At 43.3% G+C, this 21,044-nt stretch carries 21 protein-coding genes, 1 pseudogene and 1 riboswitch; of the genes and pseudogenes, 15 read left to right on the top strand and 7 right to left on the bottom strand.

The window, feature by feature from the left end; genetic code table 11:
- The first annotated feature begins 109 nt into the window (after nt 1–109).
- Complete coding sequence (locus tag WCV65_RS07360; protein ID WP_338780504.1) at nt 110–289, top strand: DUF4083 domain-containing protein; 180 nt, start codon at nt 110–112, stop codon at nt 287–289.
- 72 nt (nt 290–361) lie between these two features.
- Here the strand turns inward: WCV65_RS07360 and WCV65_RS07365 are convergent, their stop codons facing one another.
- Nucleotides 362–1,375, bottom strand: coding sequence for an IS1595 family transposase (locus tag WCV65_RS07365; RefSeq protein WP_338780503.1), 1,014 nt, complete (start codon nt 1,373–1,375; stop codon nt 362–364).
- Nucleotides 1,376–1,585: 210 nt separating this feature from the next.
- On the opposite strand from WCV65_RS07365, the gene WCV65_RS07370 reads away from it, so the two are divergent.
- The 3 genes from WCV65_RS07370 (at nt 1,586) to WCV65_RS07380 (ending at nt 5,884) form a co-directional block, all read left to right on the top strand.
- Nucleotides 1,586–3,214, top strand: coding sequence for a M14 family metallopeptidase (locus WCV65_RS07370; RefSeq protein WP_338781241.1), 1,629 nt, complete (start codon nt 1,586–1,588; stop codon nt 3,212–3,214).
- Between the two features lie 103 nt (nt 3,215–3,317).
- Nucleotides 3,318–4,286, top strand: a complete 969-nt coding sequence (locus tag WCV65_RS07375; RefSeq protein ID WP_035409078.1) for a S8 family peptidase — start codon at nt 3,318–3,320, stop codon at nt 4,284–4,286.
- Nucleotides 4,287–4,519: 233 nt separating this feature from the next.
- Nucleotides 4,520–5,884, top strand: coding sequence for a methyl-accepting chemotaxis protein (locus WCV65_RS07380; protein WP_338781242.1), 1,365 nt, complete (start codon nt 4,520–4,522; stop codon nt 5,882–5,884).
- 266 nt (nt 5,885–6,150) lie between these two features.
- Here WCV65_RS07380 and WCV65_RS07385 read toward each other — a convergent pair whose 3' ends face one another.
- A complete protein-coding gene (locus tag WCV65_RS07385; RefSeq protein ID WP_338781243.1) occupies nt 6,151–6,507 on the bottom strand; it encodes a DUF2500 domain-containing protein in 357 nt (118 codons plus the stop codon).
- A 268-nt stretch (nt 6,508–6,775) separates the two neighbouring features.
- Between WCV65_RS07385 and rsgA the strand changes: the two genes are divergently transcribed.
- The 5 genes from rsgA to thiE all read left to right on the top strand — a co-directional run bounded on the left by rsgA (nt 6,776) and on the right by thiE (nt 11,883).
- Nucleotides 6,776–7,813 carry a ribosome small subunit-dependent GTPase A gene (gene rsgA, locus WCV65_RS07390; protein ID WP_338782201.1) on the top strand — a complete coding sequence of 346 codons (1,038 nt, stop codon included), beginning with the start codon at nt 6,776–6,778 and terminating at the stop codon, nt 7,811–7,813.
- Nucleotides 7,814–9,084: 1,271 nt separating this feature from the next.
- Nucleotides 9,085–9,369: a DUF4282 domain-containing protein gene (locus tag WCV65_RS07395; RefSeq protein ID WP_035409068.1), complete on the top strand. Its 285-nt coding sequence runs from the start codon at nt 9,085–9,087 to the stop codon at nt 9,367–9,369.
- 40 nt (nt 9,370–9,409) lie between these two features.
- Nucleotides 9,410–9,520: riboswitch (TPP riboswitch) on the top strand.
- A gap of 98 nt (nt 9,521–9,618) precedes the next feature.
- Nucleotides 9,619–10,431: a hydroxyethylthiazole kinase gene (gene thiM / locus WCV65_RS07400; RefSeq protein ID WP_338781244.1), complete on the top strand. Its 813-nt coding sequence runs from the start codon at nt 9,619–9,621 to the stop codon at nt 10,429–10,431.
- Nucleotide 10,432: 1 nt separating this feature from the next.
- Nucleotides 10,433–11,239 (top strand): bifunctional hydroxymethylpyrimidine kinase/phosphomethylpyrimidine kinase, encoded by an 807-nt coding sequence (gene thiD / locus WCV65_RS07405; protein WP_338781246.1) that lies wholly within the window; start codon nt 10,433–10,435, stop codon nt 11,237–11,239.
- Nucleotides 11,236–11,883, top strand: coding sequence for a thiamine phosphate synthase (gene thiE / locus WCV65_RS07410; RefSeq protein WP_338781248.1), 648 nt, complete (start codon nt 11,236–11,238; stop codon nt 11,881–11,883). The genes thiD and thiE overlap by 4 nt, the downstream gene beginning before the upstream one ends.
- Before the next feature lie 18 nt (nt 11,884–11,901).
- Here the strand turns inward: thiE and WCV65_RS07415 are convergent, their stop codons facing one another.
- Nucleotides 11,902–12,576: a serine/threonine protein kinase gene (locus WCV65_RS07415; protein ID WP_338781250.1), complete on the bottom strand. Its 675-nt coding sequence runs from the start codon at nt 12,574–12,576 to the stop codon at nt 11,902–11,904.
- A 199-nt stretch (nt 12,577–12,775) separates the two neighbouring features.
- Here WCV65_RS07415 and WCV65_RS07420 point away from each other — a divergent pair, with 199 nt between their 5' ends.
- From WCV65_RS07420 to WCV65_RS07435, 4 genes are all read left to right on the top strand, one after another.
- Nucleotides 12,776–13,099, top strand: a complete 324-nt coding sequence (locus WCV65_RS07420; protein WP_035409057.1) for a YnfA family protein — start codon at nt 12,776–12,778, stop codon at nt 13,097–13,099.
- Between the two features lie 86 nt (nt 13,100–13,185).
- Entirely contained in the window at nt 13,186–13,464 is a 279-nt protein-coding gene (locus WCV65_RS07425) for a hypothetical protein (RefSeq protein WP_338781253.1), read from the top strand.
- A 155-nt stretch (nt 13,465–13,619) separates the two neighbouring features.
- The gene (locus WCV65_RS07430; protein ID WP_338781255.1) at nt 13,620–14,429 is read left to right on the top strand and encodes a thermonuclease family protein; all 810 of its coding nucleotides are present in this window, start codon (nt 13,620–13,622) and stop codon (nt 14,427–14,429) included.
- 190 nt (nt 14,430–14,619) lie between these two features.
- Entirely contained in the window at nt 14,620–15,288 is a 669-nt protein-coding gene (locus WCV65_RS07435; RefSeq protein ID WP_338781257.1) for a TIGR02206 family membrane protein, read from the top strand.
- On the opposite strand, the gene WCV65_RS07440 is transcribed toward WCV65_RS07435, so the two are convergent.
- Complete coding sequence (locus tag WCV65_RS07440) at nt 15,285–15,713, bottom strand: (2Fe-2S)-binding protein (protein WP_338782203.1); 429 nt, start codon at nt 15,711–15,713, stop codon at nt 15,285–15,287. The genes WCV65_RS07435 and WCV65_RS07440 overlap by 4 nt on opposite strands.
- Nucleotides 15,687–16,817, bottom strand: a pseudogene (locus tag WCV65_RS07445) (FAD-binding oxidoreductase); the annotation flags it as partial. The pseudogene WCV65_RS07445 and the gene WCV65_RS07440, both read right to left, overlap by 27 nt.
- A gap of 158 nt (nt 16,818–16,975) precedes the next feature.
- Between WCV65_RS07445 and WCV65_RS07450 the strand changes: the two are divergent.
- Nucleotides 16,976–17,728 (top strand): tryptophan-rich sensory protein, encoded by a 753-nt coding sequence (locus tag WCV65_RS07450; protein ID WP_338781259.1) that lies wholly within the window; start codon nt 16,976–16,978, stop codon nt 17,726–17,728.
- Nucleotides 17,729–17,971: 243 nt separating this feature from the next.
- Here the strand turns inward: WCV65_RS07450 and aldA are convergent, their stop codons facing one another.
- Nucleotides 17,972–19,423, bottom strand: a complete 1,452-nt coding sequence (gene aldA, locus WCV65_RS07455; protein WP_338781261.1) for an aldehyde dehydrogenase — start codon at nt 19,421–19,423, stop codon at nt 17,972–17,974.
- Between the two features lie 258 nt (nt 19,424–19,681).
- Between aldA and WCV65_RS07460 the strand changes: the two genes are divergently transcribed.
- Nucleotides 19,682–20,605, top strand: coding sequence for a hypothetical protein (locus tag WCV65_RS07460; protein WP_338781263.1), 924 nt, complete (start codon nt 19,682–19,684; stop codon nt 20,603–20,605).
- Nucleotides 20,606–20,639: 34 nt separating this feature from the next.
- Here WCV65_RS07460 and WCV65_RS07465 read toward each other — a convergent pair whose 3' ends face one another.
- On the bottom strand, nt 20,640–20,969 hold the full coding sequence (locus WCV65_RS07465) for a hypothetical protein (RefSeq protein WP_338781266.1): 330 nt from the start codon (nt 20,967–20,969) through the stop codon (nt 20,640–20,642).
- Nucleotides 20,970–21,044 lie beyond the last annotated feature (75 nt).

Below are 21,044 nucleotides of genomic sequence, written 5' to 3' on the forward strand. Positions count from 1 at the left end.
TCAGTAATTCTTCCTTTAATATAATGCTTATTTAATTAAATGAAACTTATCCGCAAAGAAACTCGTATATATAGTATTAACTATTAAAATTTTAAAAGAGGTGATTTCCTTGATTATTGGTGATTTGATTTTCCAATTTTTCAGCTTTGCATTTATTGCACTTATTGTTCTATTGCTTGTTTGGTTTTTCCGTACTAATAACAAAACAAAAGACCGTATTAAAAATCTTGAAGGCAAAATTGATACATTAAGCGAACAGATTAAAAAGGGTAATGATAACAGGCTTTAAAAGCGATGCAAGTTTAACAAATAATCCAAAAAGGACCCAATTGAAGTGGGTTCTTTTTTCGTTGAATCGTTTCTACCCAATATCTCTAATACTTTGAACAGTTGTAAATGTTGGTCTTTGACAAGAAACTAGAAGTAATTCTGTCGTTCTTTCTTTAGAGGGGAACTTTTTATTCATCTCCAGGAATCGGTGCCAAAACAAGTAGTTATCAAGGTATTTAGTCGCCACTCCTTGAAAACGGTCCATCCATTTTTTTAGTCGTTTATGGTAGCCGTTAACGTGTTGAATATGATAAATACCTTTGCGTTTAAACTCTTTTTTGCTTACGTTTATGGCTTCGTGCTTCATCTTTTTCATCAAGGCGAATTTCTTGTAGTTGGTTGCTGTATCCGTGCATAACAAAGCGGAACTATCTAAATAGTTCCCTAAGACCGCATCTAATTCGATGGCTGTAACACGACCTTTTCCTGCGGTTTGAGAAAGAATCTGACCGTTTCTATCGTGAGCAACGACTACACAGATTTGTTCCTTTGATATTCCACGTTTTTTTGCAACGCCACCGCGTTTGCGTGGTTTGCGGTGGGAAATGGACTTGTTGCCTTTATTACTCTCCAAGAAAAAGGTTTCATCGCTTTCGATAATCCCTGTCAGTGTTTTGTGTCCCACAGTTTTAAGTGCAAAAAGAATCTTATGTCTCCAGTAAAACGCAGTAGAAAGATGGATTTTCATCTTTTTGGCAATCTTTCTCAAGGAATAGCCTTCAATCATCATCTCGAAGTATTGGACCCACTTATGAGCATATCTGGTCCCTGATAAAGGGCTGCCAGACATATCATTAAATGACTTACCACAATCCTTACAAAGATAACGTTGGCGTGAACGATATGTACCATTTCGTTTAACGGACACACTTCCACAATGAACACACGCTAATCCATCCGAAAACCGTTTTTCCCGAACATCACCAACCATTTTTGAAATATCTGTTGGCACTTCAGGAAAAACGTTCTCCTTAATAGCGTTGAAAAACTTTTGTTTATCGTGTTCAGAAAGCTCCGAAAATTGTTGATACATATCTAACCACATTGATGAAAGCACCTCTGTCATAATAGTTTTCTTATTATACAGTATGTTCATCTCAGCAACAATTAATACGAACACAGCCTTTCTTTTTAATTAGCGTTCAAAATTTGACTCCATGACCAAAGTCTCGATAAAAAATCACATATTTCATAATATTTAGATAATTAGTTTATTTCGATATACTATACATATAGACTTAAGAGGAGTGGTGTCATGGAGAGAAGATGGGGTAAATTAGGAGTCGCTGCTGCTACTGCTGCTGGAATCATAATTGCAGGGGCGATGCCATCAGCACATGCAGAAGCACCTTACTATGGGAAGGAATACAGTCAGCCAAAACAGGTGCTCGATCTTTACCCAGAGCCAAAGCCTGAGGTTCTTACTCCGGCATTTTCCAGAAGCGGGGAAGCTTTTACTTCCCAGGATGAACTGGAGGATTTTGTGGACGGTTTAAAAAAGGAAACAGATTTCTTATCCGTTAAGAAAATAGGAGAATCACGGGAAGGCCGTCCATTACTTGCCTTATATTTTTCAAAGGATCAAAAAATCTCTCCATCTGCTATTTCAAAAAAGCCGACTGTATGGCTTCAGGGGCAAATTCATGGAAACGAACCTGCGGCCGGTGAGGCAGTACTTGCAATGGCTAAAAAGCTTTCAGGGAAATTTGGGAATGATGTGCTAAATCGAATCAATGTCATCATTGTGCCGCGGGTTAATCCGGATGGATCTTTCCTTTTTACGAGACAGCTTGAAAATGGTCTTGATGGAAATCGCGACCACGTTAAACTTGAGTCACAAGAGGTACAAGCTATCCATAAGGAATTCAACCGTTTTATGCCGGAAGTCGTCATTGATGCTCATGAATATAGTGTGGGGCAGGAATTCAGCAAATTGGGGCTGTTAAAGTATCATGACTTGCTGCTGCTGTCAGGAAAGAATCTAAATATTCCTGAAAAAATCAGAAAGATCTCCGATGAGCTGTTTGTAGAAGATACAGAAGCTGCACTTGATCAAAAGGGCTTTTCAAATGAACCATATTATACGTCTAAAGTGAACAGCAGCGGTGGCATTGAACTGGAAGAGGGCAGTACTGAAGCAAGAATAGGACGTAACGCATTTGGCCTGTCGCCTGCGATATCCTTCTTGGTGGAAACAAGAGGAATCGGGATTGGACGCGAGAATTTTTCAAGACGGGTTGCCGCCCAGATTGCCACCCATGAAAACATCATTGCGCTTACATCTGAAAATGCTGCGAAAGTAAAATACGGGGTTGCAAAAGAGAGGCTGAACCTGATTAAGAAAGGCTTGATTCCCCATGACCGGGATCTGATTGTGATTGATAGCGAGAATCAGCCTGTTACAGGGAGAAAGCTGGAAATGGTTGATATTGAAGCAGGCAAGGTAAAAGAGGTGCCGGTTCTTTATAAGAGCGCTTCGAATGCAAAGGCTACCCTTACAAGAGAACGGCCGACTGCCTATATTCTGGAGCCCGGTCAGGAGAAAGCCGCCGCAAAGCTTGAGAATCAGGGATTAAGAGGGATTACACTTAAAAAGGATAAATTGCTTGAGGTTGAAACCATGACCGTAACGGATAAGACAGCTGCAGAAAAATATGAAGGGATCAGTCTTCATGAAATTAAATCCGAAGTAAAAAAACAAAAGGTTAACATACGGAAAGGCAGTATCGTCTTCCTGACAGCTCAGCCTCAGTCAAACCTTCTTTCCCTTACACTTGAGCCAGAATCGGTTGATAGCTATGCAAGCTTCGGCTATATCCCTTCAGAAAAGGGGGAACGGCTTCCTGTTTACCGGTTTATGGAGGACATTAGAAATTTAAAATGATTAAAACTGGTAATCAATTCCTCTTTATGGTAAAATAAGAACAAGCGTTCGACAACTTGACCCTTTGCTTCTGGACTTACCCATTTTAAAGGAGGACAAGAGCATGAGCAAAGTTCGTTTAATACCATTCAAATTAGAAGAGGTTTATGATTCAGCAAAAGAAGACATTCCTTATGGCGTAAGAATGATTAATGCACCTGAAATTTGGGATCAGGGAATAAAAGGAGACACAGCTGTAATCGCCATTCTGGATACAGGCTGTGACGCCACTCATCCAGACTTGAAAGACCGGATTATTGGAGGTAAAAGCTTTGTCGATGGGGATGAGAGTGACTATAGTGATTCTCATTACCATGGAACGCACGTTGCCGGGACAATAGCTGCAAGTTTAAATGACCAGGGCGTAACCGGAGCTGCACCTGAAGTAAAGCTGCTGATTCTTAAAGTACTTGGAGATGACGGCAGCGGTTCTTATGAGGGCATTATAAATGCTGTTCGATATGCTTCAGAGTGGAAGGGCGAAAACGGTGAAACCGTAAGAGTCATCTCAATGTCTCTTGGCGGACCGGAAGATGTACCGGAGCTGCACGAAGCAATAAAAGAAGCAGTGGCAAATAATATTCTTGTTGTGTGCGCAGCGGGCAATGAAGGAGATTCAAGGGAAAATACCGTTGAAAAAGCTTATCCGGGCTATTATAAAGAGGTCGTGCAGGTAGGGGCCATTGATGAGAAAAAACAGCTGGCGGAGTTTTCAAATACAAATGACGAAATTGATCTTGTCGCCCCAGGAGTAAATATTCTTTCCACCTACCCAGGGAACAAATATGCGAAACTGTCCGGTACTTCCATGGCCACCCCTCATGCTTCAGCGGCGGCTGCTCTTCTTATTCAAAAAGAAGAAAAGGAATTTGGCAGAACATTAACGGAGCCTGAAGTATACGCACAGCTGTGCAAAAATACAGTCTCGATTGGTCTTTCCAAAAAGGCAGAAGGAAACGGCCTAATCTACCTCCGTGCTCAGGAAAAGGAAGAAACTAAACTGAATGATGCGGCAGTAAAAGCTGTAAATTAATTTCAGACCCTCCTGAATCCAATCAGGAGGGTCTTTTTTTTCTTTTTGTTAAGAAGTGAATGGAAAGTACCGATATAACCAGTGTATGTTTTATTTGACAAATGGGAGTGGCGGCAATGGATTTAAGCAGAGATAGAACGCGGGTGCACCAAAGGAATATCCTCATGGTATATATTATTTGGGGATCCTTGTTACTTGGTTTGGCAGCTTATTGGATTACAGGAGCAAGTACAATGTTTCTAATAACATTGGGAGGATATGGCGGAGTCATCGGGACCGTCTTTACATTTCTAGTCATGAAAAAATGGCTTACTTATCAATTAAGTTATCTGGCCATCGTATGTATCTCTATTTTAGGTTCTATCATGATGGAAATGGAGCCATCCATTGTTTCGTATTTAATGGTGTATTACATGATTGCTGTAAGTACCCTTTACCATAATTATAAACAGGTTTTACTTGCAGGTTTACTTGGGCTGCTGATGACAAATTATTTTTATTTTACGCATGGCGAGACTATGTTTCCCGGTATTGAAGGAATGGCAATAGTAAATTTGAATACGTTTATGGTGCTGATTGTCGGAGCGCTGATTTTTCAAAGTACACAGGGTGAAAAAATGAGGGCAGAGGCTGAAAGGAGCCTGGACCGTGCGGAAGAATCGAAAAAAAACAGCGAGGCTTTATTGGAGCAAATCCAGCACGCCTTCGAATCTCTTTCAAAAAATACCCGCATGTTAAAAACAGATTCAGATACAGTCGGACAGATCTCCGATGATTTAACATCCGCTTTTAAAGAACTGGCAGCAGGGGCAGAAGCACAGGCAGGAAGCACTGCAAAGATTGACCAGTCCTTAAAGTTAATTGGAAATTACACCGAAAGTGTTCAGAACTCCTCAGAGAATATGAAGGATTCATTTAATAAAACGGAAACTTCTGTTGCGGATGTAAACCATCAAATGACGCTTCTATCCGAGGAAATGGAAAAGGTTTCCGCCATTATTCAGAAGGTAGTCGATTCTATTATTGATTTGCAGAAGGAAACAAAGGATGTTGAATCCATTGTAAAAACGATCACCCGCATTTCAGACCAGACCAATTTGCTGGCGCTTAATGCCAGTATTGAAGCGGCAAGAGCGGGAGAGCATGGGAAAGGTTTTTCTGTCGTAGCAAATGAAATCAGGGTATTGGCAGAAAACTCGAAGCAATCTGCAGGAGGTATTCATGAAATCCTCGATCGCATTATTGAAAAGACGAATAAAACGTCAGAGGATATGCAGCTTGGCAACGAGGCTTTCCTATCAAGTCTCAATTCGTCCGATGAAGTTACACAGAGGATGAATCATATTTTGCTGACGGTCGAGGATGTTTCCGGAAGAGCAGTTCAGCTTCAGCAAAGACTGGATGCCCTAAGTGAGAATACGAGGCTTGTCATGGATGAGGCTTCATCAGTATCAGCTGTGACCGACCAGACAAGTGCTGTAATACAAGAAGTACTTTCAAGTACTGAGGAACAGAATACTAGAATCAGCAGTATGGTCAAAAGTATTCGTGATCTTGAGGAGGCAGCGTCAGCGCTCGAATTGAAAGCAGGGGAATAACAGCAAGAGGCTGTCCAGAAAGGATCATAGATCTGCCACTGGCTATTTACCTTAGATGTGTTCGCTGCGGGACTCCCTCATCCAATGGCGGTGAGCGTCCTTCTCGCTTCGCGACTGCGGGGTCTAACATGTCCTGCTGCTCCCGCCGTAGTGTCGCCCATCTGCTTCATTTGGCCTGACTCAAATTTCAAACCAAAACAGGGAAACGCTTAGAATGCGTCTCCCTGTCTAAGGTCATGTTACTTTTCGCCCTTTTCTTTCTTTGGCTACACACTCCGGCTATAGGATAAATACCTTGTACCCTGATATGTAAGTTTACCCTGATCCCCTTCAGCCTGCTGTCCATATTCTTCTCCTTTTACTTGCAGCTCCAATCTCTCCCCGCTTTCTAATTCAAAAGTCGGGTAATAGTGATTATAAGCTCTCGTATTACCGCCGCCATGTGTACTCGTTCTTTTCGCAACAATAGTTGCCAGGACTTCTGTTACTGGCTGCTGATTGTTTTTGTTCCAAGCAGCAATATTTTTAAATATCGTGAAAATAATGATTCCTAAAACCGCTGCAAATCCGCAAATGACAAGTACAGGAATAATTTGAAACATTCCATCCGGATTTTCTGGCATCTCCGCTGCTCACCTCGGAATTCAAATTGAATAGATTTTTAGAAGATGTGTTTGGCAAATACATGAAACCTTCCGTATAATGGTATTCAAGAGCTTCATGCTCAATCCCTTTAAGGAGTGATGAAATATGAGAAAATTTCCAATTGTAATCATCAGCGTCATGGAGGGATTGGATCGGTAACTTGATCATCTCTCTATGACGTTCATTCATTAATTTTGAACGAACAGAATAGGGAGGATATTAGCATTGAATTTATCTGAGTTGGGGATGACCCCATTTTTTGAAGAGGCATTTAATCCGTTTAAGACTGAAGGATTTGAAATTGGCCGAGTGGCACTTGAACATAAAAGGGTATACAGAATTCTGACTGGGCAAGGAGAATTGCTAGGTGAGGTAGCTGGAAAGATGAGGTTTGAAGCCGGGGGAAGAGAAGATTTCCCTGCCGTGGGAGACTGGGTAGTTATTCAGCCGCGCTATGAAGAAGGGAAGGCAACGATACATGCGATTCTTCCCAGGCAGAGTAAATTTTCACGAAAAGCGGCGGGTGTGGCTACAGAGGAACAAATAGTGGCTGCAAATGTTGATACGCTTTTTATCGTGATGGCCCTTAACCAGGATTACAATATCCGCAGACTGGAACGGTATTTAATCATGGCCTGGGAAAGCGGAGCCAATCCGGTGGTGGTTTTGAATAAAGCAGACTTATGCGAGGATTTGAACGAGAAGCTCGCTGAAGTTGAAGCAGCAGCTATTGGTGTGCCTATACATGTAATAAGTGCTCTGGATGCTGAATCTGCTGAAATTCTCCGCAGCTATTGCACTGGGGGACGTACGGCAGCACTTGTCGGTTCATCAGGTGTAGGCAAGTCAACCATAACGAATCAGCTGATCGGCAGTGATTATTTAAAGACTCAGGAAGCAAGAGAAGATGATGACCGGGGAAGACATACGACAACGTACCGTGAACTCATTGCTCTTAATACAGGCGGCTGTCTGATCGACACACCCGGAATGAGAGAATTGCAGCTTTGGAGTGCCGAAGATGGGTTTCAGGGAACGTTTGAGGATGTGGAAACGTTAGCTCGCAGCTGCCGCTTCACCGACTGCAGGCATCAAAATGAGCCTGGCTGTGCCATCAATGCTGCATTAGAGGAAGGATCACTGCGGGCAGATCGTTATGAAAGCTATCAAAAGCTTCAAAAGGAGCTCGCGTTTTTAGCCCGTAAAGAGGATAAAAAAGCACAATCAGATGAAAAAGCAAAATGGAAGCAAATCACAAAAAGTATGAGAAAATTTAAGAAATAAAAAAAAGGTAATGGATATCGCTCCATTACCTTTTTTTTCAGTGCTGCGGCAGGACGTCGCGCTCTTAGCAGAACTTTCTTACTGGAGCGCCCTCTGCTTTTCGTGGTGTCCAGCTCCGGGCGCTAGCCGTTCGGCCGCTTCGCTTTCTCGGGCCTGCAGGATGCGGGTCAGTTCTGCGTTGCGACAGGACGTCGCGCTCTTAGCAGAACTTCCTTATTTGAGCGCCTCTCGGTCAAGAGCTCCACCGTCTCTCACGGAGGCCCGCACGAAGCGGGTCAGTTCTGCGTTGCGGCAGGACGCCGCGCTCTTAGCAGAACTTCCTTACTAGGAGCGCCCTCCGCTTTTCGTGGTGTCCAGCTTCGGCCGCTAGCCGTTCGGCCGCTTCGCTCTCTCGGGCCCGCAGGAGGCGGGTCAGTTCTGCGTTGCGACAGGACGTCGCGCTCTTAGCAGAACTTCCTTATTTGAGCGCCTCTCGGTCGAGAGCTCCACCGTCTCTCACGGAGGCCCGCACGAAGCGGGTCAGTTCTGCGTTGCGGCAGGACGCCGCGCTCTTAGCAGAACTTCCTTACTAGGAGCGCCCTCCGCTTTTCACATTGTCTAGCTACGGCGGCTAGCCCCTCGAGGTCATAAGCCACTCATCCTGAGGAAGGAAAGTTCACCTTCCCCAGGCTGATTGTCTTATGCTTGTCGGGGCTGGGCAAGCCGCCTCCGCTTTTCGTTAGTACCCTATATGATCATCAAAGAAGAAGGCGATTACGATTACGAATACGAGAAGGATCGATGAAATATTCATATAGTGGGCGAACTTTGAGAAATAAAGTATTTTTGCTAGAAAGTATAGCAAGACCGATAGGATTGAACAAATCATGCAAAGCCTTGAGGTTAGCCTCATAAAGTTCTCCTTTACCCCTTTTTTCCATTGTTCCCCTTTTTATATATATACCCATATTCTATTCGAAAATGGTTGCGCTTTTATGAACTAATTGTAAAAGGGGAAGAAGGTTGTGGACTTTATGATTCAATAGGGATTAAGGGGCCTCTATCGAACCAGTATGTTTTTTTCTGATGCCTTATTTAAGAGAAAGGTCTTGGGTTAATCCCCTTAGAGTGAAAGATTCTGAAGGATATAGAAATATATGGATTAGAATGGAAAAATTTAAATAGGCCAGTATTTCTAAAAGTTAAATCTTTGTGCCTATGTGAAGGAATGTATAAGATACAGCTTGCATACCTATTGTTTGAAGAGAATTTCAAATGAGGGGTGACAGCGGGTGAAAGAGTTTCTTAGTTTTAATAAAATGATTACACCAGCCATAATAACCATTATTTTTTATATTGGGAGCGGAATCAGTGTACTGACCGGTTTGGTGATGATGTTCAATTCGGGTGAATCAATGACCCCCGGCCTGCAGATCCTGATGGGTTTGTTTACAATGCTTCTGGGCCCGTTTGCCATTCGGATTTATTGCGAATTGCTGATTGTGATGTTCAAAATGAACGAATCTCTTGGAAAAATAGCTTCAGACAGGAACGAGGAAGAAGAGAAGATTGGGTGACGCTTGATTTTTCGTGTGGTAAGGGATAAACTTACTTTAAAAAATACGGATCGGGAGCTTGTGGAAGCAGGCTGAGAGTACGGCTAATCTGCCGTAGACCGGGTGAACCTGTTGGATAATGCCAGCGCAGGGAGAATGTAATGACTGATCATATTTTATGATTAAAGGCATTTCGCTTCTATGCGGGATGCCTTTTTGCATGGGCGCCCACCGGTTATCTGCAGCTCTTTCCGGAGAGGATGAATTGGAATGAATGCACAAAAAGCAGGAGCATTGCTGAGTAAAGTAAGAGAGGTAAATCCCCTGGTACATAATATAACGAATATTGTAGTTGCTAATTTTACAGCCAATGGGCTATTGGCCCTTGGTGCTTCACCGGTTATGGCAGATGCCAAGCAAGAAGCAGCAGAAATGGCTGCTATGGCAGGAGTGCTCGTTTTAAACATTGGCACACTGACAGAGCGGACTGTGGAATCTATGATTCTTGCAGGCAAATCCGCTAATAAGCACGGTGTTCCTGTTGTACTGGATCCTGTTGCAGCGGGTGCAACGGAGCTCCGTACACGTTCTGCTAAGCAGATTCTTGAAGAGGTAAAGGTTGCTGTTGTTCGTGGGAATGCGGCGGAAATCGCTAATGCAGCCGGTCAGAAATGGGCAATCAAAGGAGTCGATTCCGGAGAAGCTGAAGGAGACTTAGAAGAGCTGGCAATTCATGCTGCAAAGAAACTGAACACGGTGGTGGCTGTGACGGGAGAGACAGACTATATCTCCGATGGAAAACAGGTATTGAAGGTGTCGAATGGCCACTCTATCCTGACGAAAGTTACAGGTACTGGATGTCTGGTCACATCAGTAGTTGGAGCCTTTCTGGCAGTTGAGAAAAATCCGGTATCAGCTGCAGCGGCTGCGCTTGCTGTTTATGGAACCGCGGCAGAACTGGCTGCTGAAAAAACTGCGGATCAAGGACCCGGGAGCTTTCAAGTCGAATTCTTGAACCAGCTATTTCTGGTGACTGAAGAACAAGTCACTCTTCGTGCAAGAATTGAAAAGGTGGGGTTATAGAATGATCAAAAAGGCATTAACTATTGCCGGTTCAGACAGCGGCGGCGGAGCGGGTATTCAGGCTGACCTCAAAACATTTCAGGAGCTTGGCGTGTTCGGGATGAGTGCTGTTACAGCTGTAACAGCCCAGAATACCCTTGGTGTGCATGGAGTGTTTCCTTTAACTGCCAATGCTGTATCCGCGCAGGCTTCTGCAATAGGGGAGGACCTCCCTCCGGATGCCGTTAAAACAGGCATGCTCTTTAATGCAGAAATCATCTTGGCGGCAGCGGATTCAATAAAAAATTTTGGATGGAAAAATGTTGTGATTGACCCGGTTATGATTGCCAAAGGCGGAAGCACGCTTCTTCAAAGTGAGGCGGTTAAGGCCATGATTGATTACCTCATTCCGCTCGCTGCCGTTATTACTCCTAATATTCCAGAGGCGGAAGCAATTACCGGAATAACAATTAATAATGAGGAAAATAAACGAGAAGCTTGCAGGATTATTCATAATATGGGAGCTTCCTCGTGCCTGATTAAAGGCGGGCATGAAGAGAATACGGAGGAGTCAGCCGATCTTTTATACGATGGGAAAGAGTTTACAGCACTGATAAGCAAGCGAATTGAAACAAGGCATACTCACGGGACAGGCTGTACATTTTCAGCCGCCTTGACAGCTGAACTTGCTAAGGGCAGCACGATTGCTAAAGCTGCGGAAACAGCGAAGCAATTTATTCAGGCAGCCATTGAAGAAACGCTTGTAATTGGAGAAGGCCATGGTCCTACTAATCATTGGGCTTTCCAAAAGAGGATGAGACAGATATGAACAGGAACCGGATAAAACAGCACTTGGCCCTTTATTTTATAGCAGGAACACAGGACTGTCCGAATGATATTGAAGAGGTAGTAACCGGGTCAATTGAAGGAGGAATTACGCTCTTCCAATTTCGCGAAAAAGGCAAGGGTTCCCTTCATCCAGCCGATGAAATTGAACAGCTTGCGGTCCGGCTGATGCAAATATGCAGAAACTCAAATATTCCCTTCATTGTAAATGATGATGTGGAGCTGGCATTAAAAATAGGGGCGGACGGAATTCATGTAGGACAGGATGACGCCAAAGCCAGTGAGATCATTACACGCTTAAATGGTATGATTCTCGGGGTATCCGTGCATAGCGCAGAAGAGGCAAAGCGTGCTTTAGCCGATGGGGCAGATTACATTGGGGTGGGTCCTGTCTTTCCGACTTCATCCAAAGAGGATGCGAAGGAAGCGAAAGGCACCGCTGTAATCGAGGAGATCAAGCAAGCAGGCATTGATATTCCAATGGTAGGGATTGGCGGAATAACGGCTGAGAATGCGAAGAACGTTGTAAAGGCGGGAGCAGATGGAGTATCGGCCATTTCAAGCATCAGCAGATCGGAAAATCCCGCCGCAGCTGCCAGAGCTCTGAAGAAAGAGATAACCCGGTAGAGAAAGAAAACAAAACGCCTAGCTTTTCTTAGCGAGGCGTTTTGTTTCTTTGCTCTTTTTCTTTCTTTTGTAATATCCGTTAATCTTCAGGTATTTCTGATAGCCTTTGCGAATCCGTTCGAGCATCCAGCGCGGAATCTTCCATTTTCTGAATCTTGAAAGGGGAAGGTATATCCGGTAGTAGGCCTTTTTGAAATCCTTCCACCTTGGACAATCAAACACTTCTAAAAAATCAGAGACGTCCACAATATAGCCGCGGCCATCCTTCATCATGACATTTTTTCCGTGTATATCCGTGGGGTTTAATCCCTTTTCCCTGGCATATGCAATGGCGTCGTCTACATCTTTTATGACTTTTTCAGGGATGTAAACACCTTTTCTAAGAGCATCGTAAAGAGTGATGCCCTCCAGTTTTTTTAATATGAGATAACGGTCACTATAGCTGAACATGACCGAGTATGCTGGGTGATCGCCAAGTATTTGGTATACTTGTCTTTCTTTATCGGCGCCTTCGCGGTTTTCTGCATAAAGCTTAACAATTTTTCCTGGGAGTCCTTCGTTTACGAAAACGGCCGCATAGTTTCCGCGGCCAAGCAATTTCCAGCCTTGCGGTATATTTTTTACATGAACCGGTTCAAGAGGGTCTACACTTTTTACGGAAACTTTCGCAGTTAATTCAGCATCAATATTCATCCTATTTATCACCTCAGGGAACAAACAAATCCCGACTTAGCTTTCATTAATATAAAGTATGGTTAAACCTATCATACTCTTTTCTGCAGGTCTAGTCATCCACTTGAAAATAGGAAGTTTTAGGAGAAGGCTAAGCTTGTAAGATTCGTTCACTTGATTTAATATTTGCTATGAATAAAGCACAGAAAGTATGTGGACTATGATCAAATCTATCATTTTATTTGTATTAGCGGGTTTAGCGGAAATTGGTGGAGGCTATTTAATTTGGCTATGGATAAAGAACGGTCTTCCAATATGGTACGGAATCATTGGCGGGGCAGTGCTGGTTGTGTATGGCATATTGCCGGCCCTGCAGGATTTTCCTGATTTCGGCAGAGTGTATGCAGCGTACGGAGGATTATTTATCGTTCTCGCTTTACTATGGGGTTGGGGAGTAGATGGAAAAGCACCTGATTTCTATGACACATTAGGAGCCGTTATCTGTCTGATCGGTGCAGGAATTATCCTATGGGCACCCCGCTGAATCATAGAATAATAGAAGCAGCAGGGATATTCGTCGCCTCCAACTGATAGAGTCTGAATACTCTATTAGGGAAAGGAGGGGATATTATGAGTTCTCGAAATAGATGCAATTCTGGCAGTAAGCCAAGACTCTATTTGGATGAATTGGCGGGTTCATCCTGTCATCGCAGCAGAAAAGGAACGTCCGATCACGGCCGCAAGTCGTGCGGAAACGGACAGACAGAAGGAATGTCAGACCGCCGCAGGAACTGCGGATGCAGCCAGGTAAGCTCTGGAAGCTGCTCCCGTTATTGCGCGAATGTATGCCGGACACTCTTCCCTCTCAACTATACTCAATGCTTTAATGACTGTACTTCCTGCCAGTAAGAGTTTTTCAGAACATGCTAAAAGTTAACCAAAATGATGGCGCAGAATGGTCTTCTGCGTTTTTTTTTGGTGGAAAACTGACTTAACAATGTACATATTGTTCATTTGGCACCTATAATCTTATATAACTGCAAAGTAAAGGAGTCTTCATAGAGTTGAAAAAACAGATGATAGCGATTATTTTACTTACTCATTTAAGCTTGGCAGGATGTTCGGCGATGACGCAGCCATCCGATCAACCCGTTCAAACCCATTCTTCATCCAATAAAGAAACGAAACAGGAAAAACAAGGAGATGAAAAAAGCGCTGTATTAGAGGAAGAAAAGGGAAATACGGTTCCAGCAACCGTACTTTCTGTTACAGATGGAGATACACTGAAAGCAGAACTTAAAAATGGGGCAACGGAAAAAGTCCGTCTTATATTAATTGATACGCCCGAAAGCAGAGGGAAATACGAAGGAAACCCTCAGCCATTTGCCAAAGAGGCCTCAGCCTATACAAAGGAGCAATTGGAAGGGAAGGAAATTGAACTTGAATTAGGAGTAGAGGAAAGAGACCGTTTTGGCCGTTTGCTCGCATACATATGGATGGACGGACAAATGTACAACAAACGCCTCTTAAAAGAAGGGCTTGCAAGGGTAGCTGTATACCCGCCTAATACAAAATATCTGGATCAATTTAAGGAAGCAGAGGCAAAGGCAAAAAAAGAAGAACGGAAAATATGGTCACTTGAAAATTATGCCACTGATCGCGGATTTGAAGATGAAGTGAATGATCAGGTGCCAGAGGAGCCATCTAAAGGAGAAAATTCTCAAGCAAATCAGCAATTCGACCCAAAAGGGCCGGATAAGGATTGTGGTGATTTTTCCGGCCATGAGGAAGCCCAGGCCTTTTTTGAAGCAGCAGGCCCCGGAGATCCGCATAGACTGGACCGGGATGGAGACGGATTGGCATGTGACAAATAACGAAGAGGAGAAGGCTGTGGCCGGTCTCCTCTTTTTTGCACATTAGCAGGTAAACAGCTGAATTTCTGCCGGGAAGTATACCGGAATAATCCGGCAGCGGGTTAAAGGCTTTGCTATTCTTAGTAAACTGGATGCACGATTGAATAAATCCCCATAGATTAGCGGATGATGATTCAGAGGTGATGACATTTTGGACAAGGCTTTTCATATTTTTTCTGAAGCACACATTTTGGCGCTATTCGTAACTTTTACTGCCATGGCACTTGTATTTATTCTCCGTTATCATTTTAACGCAGCCCGGTATTCTTTTGGATTTGTCCTATTGTCGTCTGAAGTGCTTGAACAGCTATGGAAGCTATCAGCTGGAAGATGGTCTCTGGCTTCGGATCTCCCGCTTCATTTAAGTGATCTTGCTGTTATCCTGGCAATAATCATGACTTTTACAAAAAATAAAGCCCTTTTTCAATTTCTCTGGTATGCAGGAATTGCAAGTTCATTTCAAGCAATCGTTAGCCCGGATCTTGGTCCCTATACATTTCCACATCCTGTTTTCTTCACGTTTTTTGTATCTCATGCAGGAGTGATCATGGCATGCCTTCTTTTTGCTGCAAAGGGCTTCAGGCCATCACTGCGATCTCTCTGGATCACAGCTATGCTGGTCAATCTGTATGCAGCCGCAGTTTTTTGGATCAATCATCTTCTAAACTCAAACTACTTATACATTATGAAAAAACCAGCAGGGGGATCCCTTCTGGAAGTACTTGGCCCATGGCCGTGGTATTTGCTTTCTATGGAAGGAGTGATGCTGGTCAGTTTTTTTCTTTTATATCTGCCTTTTCGAAGTGGCAGAACCCTTTAATCATGCTTGGTGAGCGGTTTCACATCAGGGCCTTCGAGAATTTCTCCATCTGTACTGAATCTGGATCCATGACAAGGGCAGTCCCATGACCGGTCACCATTGTTCCACTCCAGATCGCATCCCATATGTGTGCATACAGGTTTCACCAGCGAAATGTTTCCGGCTGGATCCTTATAAGCACCTGCTTTATGTCCATTGACTTTTATTTTCGCCCCTTCATCAAATCCCAAGTCCTCTACTTTTTCTTGCGATCTTTTCAGCTTTCCTTTTACAAATTCCTTTGCTGTATCCGTATTCTGTTTAATAAATTGGACAGCAGCGGTTTTATTTCCCGACCTTTGAGGAGAATATAGCTCTGCATAAGGGTTCTTTTTCCCCATAATTGAATCAGCAACTATCTGGGCAGCAGCCGTGCCGTTCGTCATTCCCCATAGACCATATCCAGTTGTTATCAAAATATTGGGATGCTCTTTCGTGATAGGACCTGCATAAGGAACGCCATCTAATGTTTTTAAATCCTGTGCCGACCAGCGGTAGCGGATCTCAGTCATATCTAGTTGCTCCTCTCCGAATTCCGCCAGCGCTTCGTAGCATTGCTCTGTGTTCAGAATTTGTCCCGTTTTATGATCCTCGCCGCCTATCAGCACAAGCTGCTCCCCGTCTTCTTCTGCCGACCGGAGTGATCGGACTGGACCATCGGCGCTGATATACATTCCTTTAGGGAACGGGTGGGAGGTTTTTGCCGCCAGGATATATGAACGTTCCGGTTCCAGTTTTGTAAATTGCAGCCCTGTAATATCCGGAAACGGCTAGTGAGAGGAAATGAGAACGTGCCGGCTGGTTAATTTATACCCTTCTGCAGTTGTGATAACAGGATTTTCTGACTTCTCGAGTTCCACTGCACGGGTATGCTCGAAAACATATCCTCCAGAGCTGACAAATTCCTTCAGCAGACCAGAAAGATATTCTACTGGGTGGAATTGTGCCTGATTTTTGACCCGAATGGCGGATTTAACAGGGAATGGAAGTGGTGTGTTTTCAATGAATTCAGCGGGAATGCCAAGTTTCTTATAGGCTTCATATTCAGCCCTGACTTTTTTGTCTCCGCTTAAGGAAGCGGCATACAAATAAGCATCCTGCGTTTGCAGCTGACAGGAGATTTCTAATTCCTGTACTATGTTTTTAATAAACGATAAGGCTTTTTCATTCGCTTGAAAGTATTCTCTTGCTTTTTCTTCGCCAATTCCTTGAATAAGAGAGTCATAAATTTCACCATGCTGGCAGGTGATTTTAGCTGTCGTATGTCCCGTTGTTCCGCCAAGAGCTTTCCTGGCATCGATTAGAGCAGTATGAATTCCCGCATTTTGCAGCAAGTAGGCAGCCGTTATTCCTGTAATGCCAGCTCCGACAATGACGGTATCAACGGTAAGAGATTCTTCAAGAGGCGGAAAAGAGGGTTCATTTTCAACAGGTCTCCATAAGGAAGAAGGATAGAGGGGAAGCTTCGTATTCAAACGTGAATTTGTCATGCCATACCTCCAGGTAAGTGTTTTACTGTTCTTTACCCTTCGTTACGTATTTGAATCTGCTCAATGAAGAATGAATGTTTTTGAGAAGGGGAAAAGATAGGAGACATGTTCTTACTGAGAGAAGGATATGTATGAAGTAAAGGAAAGGGAGGATGAGAATGAGAACCTTTAGAGCTGTTGCAGTTATTAATGTGCTGGCTTATATCGTTATGGTGGGAGTGAATTTCTTAGCCAATGCTCTTCCCATAAACGGCCAGACTACGGGGGAGGTTTCAGCAGGAGTGCCTGTCCTGTTTGAACCGGCAAATTATGCGTTTTCCATTTGGGGACTCATTTATCTCCTTTTAGCTGTTTGGGTAGTTCGGGCATTTTTTGTATCTGCTGAAGAGAAAGCTGTTTATGCATCAATAGGATATCTTTTTGCGGTGAATGCACTGCTTAATGCATTATGGATCGTTCTTTTTCATTATGAACTGTTCAACCTGACCGTTCTTGTCATATTCGGGATATTATACACCCTGATTAAAATTTATTCGCTCATTGAAAAATCCGGTCAGACTTCTTTGCTGCTTAAACTGCCGATTTCTGTTTACATGGGCTGGATATCAGTTGCGGCAATCGTAAATGTATTCATCGTTTTTAAATCCAATGAAATCAGTTCATTTCTGGGTTTGGGAGAATTGGCGTGGACGATTCTTTTGCTTATTGTTACGGCTTTGCTTGGAGCCTATATGATTCTTGTGAAAAATGATCTGGCGTATGGACTGGTGCTGATTTGGGCGGTCATTGCTATTGCTGTTAATCAGATGACAGCTGCGCCGGCAGTCGCAAAAACTGCGATGGTAGTTTGGATTTTCCTGGCCATATTGACAGTATTAAAAGGGAGCATGCTTTTACTAAGAAAAAAATAATGGTTCCGCCTAATCAGAGCAAAGAGCCTGAGGGTTTTTGCGGCCCAAAATAGCTTATCAGGTTTTAGTTATAGAAACTCTTATAAAAAATTACGGGACAGTAGCACCTTCAAAGTTACTTCCTCGGTTTAATTTAGTTTAGTTTGGGCTGATTTCCGCTAAAATCAGCCTAACCATGATTGTTCAAAATACACATAAAAAAAGAAAACCCCCGGAATGCGTTCCGGGGGCTTTGTCCTATTCTTATTTCAAATCTGTTTTATATTGCATATATACAACCTGCGTAACAAGATAGTCTTCTAAACCATGTTTACCGTCAGCACCGCCGAGTCCCGACTGGCGCATACCAGCATGGTAGCCCTGAATGGCTTCGAAGTTTTCGCGGTTGACGAATGTCTCGCCAAAACGAAGCTGATTGGATACATACATAGCTTCATTGTAATCATTCGTATAAACAGAGGAAGAAAGACCGTATATGGAATCGTTCGCCATCCGGATTGCATCATCCAAATCTGAGAATGTGGCAACCGGTAATACAGGGCCAAACGTTTCTTCCTTCATAATGTCCATATCATGCGTCACATTTGTCAGAACAGTCGGACGTAAGAAGAATCCGCCTTTTAAGCCTTCGGGACGATTTCCGCCTGCAGCCACTTTGGCACCGGCTTGAATGGCTTTTTCCAGAGCTTCTTCGACTGTTTTCAAGCGATCTTCACTGACGAGGGGTCCCATCTGGGCATCTCGGTCTTTTACTGCGTCGCCGACCTTTACGTTGTTGAATGCTGCTGCTAATTTTTGAGTGAACTCCTCAGCTACGGATTCGTGTACATACACTCTTTCAGCATTTGTACAAGCCTGGCCGGCATTGGTAATGCGGGAGGTTGTAATGTTTTCAACTGCAAGATCAAGATCGGCATGCTTTGTAACAATGGCGGGTGCTTTCCCGCCGAGTTCAAGGTTAACCTTCGTAATATTTTGGGCAGCAGCCTCCATTACTTTCGTTCCGGCGCCTGTGCTGCCTGTCATTGTAATCATGCCAACTTTCGGACTGCTGGCCAATGCATTTCCTATCGTGGATCCTGTTCCCGTAATCATGTTATATACACCTTTAGGGAGGTCCAGATTGGCAATGATTTTTGTAAGTTCTGCAGCTGTATTAGGTGTTTGCTGACTAGGTTTTAGAACAATCGAACAGCCTGCAATTAAGGCAGTCGCAACTTTTCGGGCAAAAATAAAAACTGGGAAATTCCAAGGCACAATCCCCCCAACCACGCCTATTGGACGTTTGTGAAGGAAAATATTTTCATTTGGCCGGTCACTCTGAATAACCTCTCCTTCAATTCTTCTGGCCCATTCAGACATGTAGCGGAAGTAGTCAACGGCCAGGTCTACTTCGGCTGAAGACTGCTCGTAAGGTTTTCCTTGTTCCTCGGATAATAATGCAATCATTTTCTCCCGGTTTTTTTCAAGCTCATCTCCAATTTGACGGACGATCTTACCGCGCTTATAGGATGGAACCTGCTCCCATTCCTTTTGAGCTTCATAAGCCGCTTCAATTGCTTTTTCAGCATCTTCCTTCGTTCCGTCAGGAATCCTCGAGATGACATCTCCATTTGATGGATTTACAATATCAATCCATTCCCCTGAAGTTGAATCTGTGTACTCTCCATTTATATATAACTTGTGCTCTTGCATGAATAACTGCCTCCTCTATCTTTTTAGCGAATAGTTAATACGTTCCACAATGCCACGCTAATAAAACATTTGAAGTTTATGGAAAAAACAAGAGGGAGGAAGGATGGATTATATTTGAAATAAGCCGAATAGAACAAAAGGATACAGACTAATTCCTTATTTTTATAAAAAATTGAAATAAATGGTTTTTAATAGGTTGATAGAAGGGTATAGGTACTATGACTTTAACTTACATATTGGGTATGGAGGAATGGGAAGATGAAGAAGATAGCAGGTTTTGGATTGGGTTTTATGCTGGCATTTGGAGTTCTGCCAGCGCATGAGGTTCAGGCTTCTACTAGCAGCACGGCGGTACAGCAGGGGGAAAAGCTTGCCTATCAGCTGCGCGGTTTTAACAGATTAATTGATTCTGCAGACACATATGATGTAAACCAAGCCTATGACAGCTTTTCCAGGCAGATTCAAACTGCCGAAAAAGCAATAGGAAAAGTTTCAGGTTCTTCCAAAAGAAGAGCGCTCTCCAAAAAGTATGTAGCTCCAGCCAAAGTGGCAAGGGAGAGAGTGATTTATGAGGTTTCCCAATACCGATTAATGAAGGTTATCGGCAAAGATGCCCTTGCCAACCGGGTTACTTATGTAGATAGCAATTTGAAGAAGCTCGATCGCTTGAAAAAGCGTGCTGTCGAAATCAAAAAGGCAGGCAAGTACAAAGCACTCCCTGCAAAAATGACGGGCTACCTTGCTGAAACAGAGAAGCTTCAGAGAACAAACCGCTTTGCTGTGCCTGATCTCCAGCTCAACCATACGCTGTCCAGTGACGAGTTTGATTCCTTTTTATTACTCAACCAGGATCGATATGTAAATGGTAAATCTCTCATGACCCTAAGCGAAAGATTAAGCTATATTTCGGAAATGAAATCAAAGGATATGCATTCTACCGGGTCATTCAGCATCTATTCAACTAAGTATGGCAGTGCGCAGGAAATGATTGTGAAATTAGGATTCCAGCAGCACTCAGAATCAGGAATTCTGATTTACAAATATGCGAATTCTCCTAAAGCGCAACGTGATTTATGGAGAAAAAACAGCAGTCAGAAAGAAGTCCTGCTTTATAATACAATCGATTATGCAGGTGTAGGACGCTACAATGATTACACCACTCACCTTTTTGTGAATATGTAATGGAAAAAAGCAGCCCGCCAATCCGGAGGCTGCTTTAAAACTTGTTTTTTAACTCAAAAAGAGTCTGAGACAGCCATACTTGTTTCAAATCATTCGGAAAGACAAATTCCTTTGAAAGGAGGAGCTGAAGATCTAAATGGATTCTTCTCAGCTCCATTTTTGTCTTTAACAGATGCAAATCTTCAAGTTTTAGCCGGCAAAATGAATGGAGCAGAGACTGGAGCATTTGTAGCTGATTTAAAAGTTTTATCAGATAATCTTTATAAAATGCCGTCAGCTTTTTTCTTTGAATGGCTAGAACAACTGCTTCAGCTGCAGAGAACAGGCCATCGATGATCATGCCAAGAGAGTTTTTTTCTTTCATATTTTCACACTCCTTAAGCTTGTTTATCTAAAATTATATGGTGAACGAATGAAAAAAGAAGAATAATCACCTGAA

Source organism: Metabacillus sp. FJAT-52054 (assembly GCF_037201815.1).
Classification (GTDB): domain Bacteria; phylum Bacillota; class Bacilli; order Bacillales; family Bacillaceae; genus Metabacillus_B; species Metabacillus_B sediminis.

What these genes read in the sequence shown, in the direction of transcription:
- WCV65_RS07420 (WP_035409057.1), top strand. Translation starts at nt 12,776, where the DNA reads ATGATCAAATCTATCATTTTATTTGTATTAGCGGGTTTAGCGGAAATT.
- WCV65_RS07365 (WP_338780503.1), bottom strand. Translation starts at nt 1,375, where the DNA reads ATGTGGTTAGATATGTATCAACAATTTTCGGAGCTTTCTGAACACGAT.
- aldA (WP_338781261.1), bottom strand. Translation starts at nt 19,423, where the DNA reads ATGCAAGAGCACAAGTTATATATAAATGGAGAGTACACAGATTCAACT.
- WCV65_RS07375 (WP_035409078.1), top strand. Translation starts at nt 3,318, where the DNA reads ATGAGCAAAGTTCGTTTAATACCATTCAAATTAGAAGAGGTTTATGAT.
- WCV65_RS07440 (WP_338782203.1), bottom strand. Translation starts at nt 15,713, where the DNA reads ATGACGAACGGCACGGCTGCTGCCCAGATAGTTGCTGATTCAATTATG.
- WCV65_RS07380 (WP_338781242.1), top strand. Translation starts at nt 4,520, where the DNA reads ATGTTTCTAATAACATTGGGAGGATATGGCGGAGTCATCGGGACCGTC.
- WCV65_RS07460 (WP_338781263.1), top strand. Translation starts at nt 19,682, where the DNA reads ATGAAGAAGATAGCAGGTTTTGGATTGGGTTTTATGCTGGCATTTGGA.
- WCV65_RS07385 (WP_338781243.1), bottom strand. Translation starts at nt 6,507, where the DNA reads ATGCCAGAAAATCCGGATGGAATGTTTCAAATTATTCCTGTACTTGTC.
- WCV65_RS07415 (WP_338781250.1), bottom strand. Translation starts at nt 12,576, where the DNA reads ATGAATATTGATGCTGAATTAACTGCGAAAGTTTCCGTAAAAAGTGTA.
- thiM (WP_338781244.1), top strand. Translation starts at nt 9,619, where the DNA reads ATGAATGCACAAAAAGCAGGAGCATTGCTGAGTAAAGTAAGAGAGGTA.
- WCV65_RS07450 (WP_338781259.1), top strand. Translation starts at nt 16,976, where the DNA reads ATGAGAACCTTTAGAGCTGTTGCAGTTATTAATGTGCTGGCTTATATC.
- rsgA (WP_338782201.1), top strand. Translation starts at nt 6,776, where the DNA reads ATGACCCCATTTTTTGAAGAGGCATTTAATCCGTTTAAGACTGAAGGA.
- WCV65_RS07425 (WP_338781253.1), top strand. Translation starts at nt 13,186, where the DNA reads ATGAGTTCTCGAAATAGATGCAATTCTGGCAGTAAGCCAAGACTCTAT.
- WCV65_RS07370 (WP_338781241.1), top strand. Translation starts at nt 1,586, where the DNA reads ATGGAGAGAAGATGGGGTAAATTAGGAGTCGCTGCTGCTACTGCTGCT.
- thiD (WP_338781246.1), top strand. Translation starts at nt 10,433, where the DNA reads ATGATCAAAAAGGCATTAACTATTGCCGGTTCAGACAGCGGCGGCGGA.
- WCV65_RS07465 (WP_338781266.1), bottom strand. Translation starts at nt 20,969, where the DNA reads ATGAAAGAAAAAAACTCTCTTGGCATGATCATCGATGGCCTGTTCTCT.
- thiE (WP_338781248.1), top strand. Translation starts at nt 11,236, where the DNA reads ATGAACAGGAACCGGATAAAACAGCACTTGGCCCTTTATTTTATAGCA.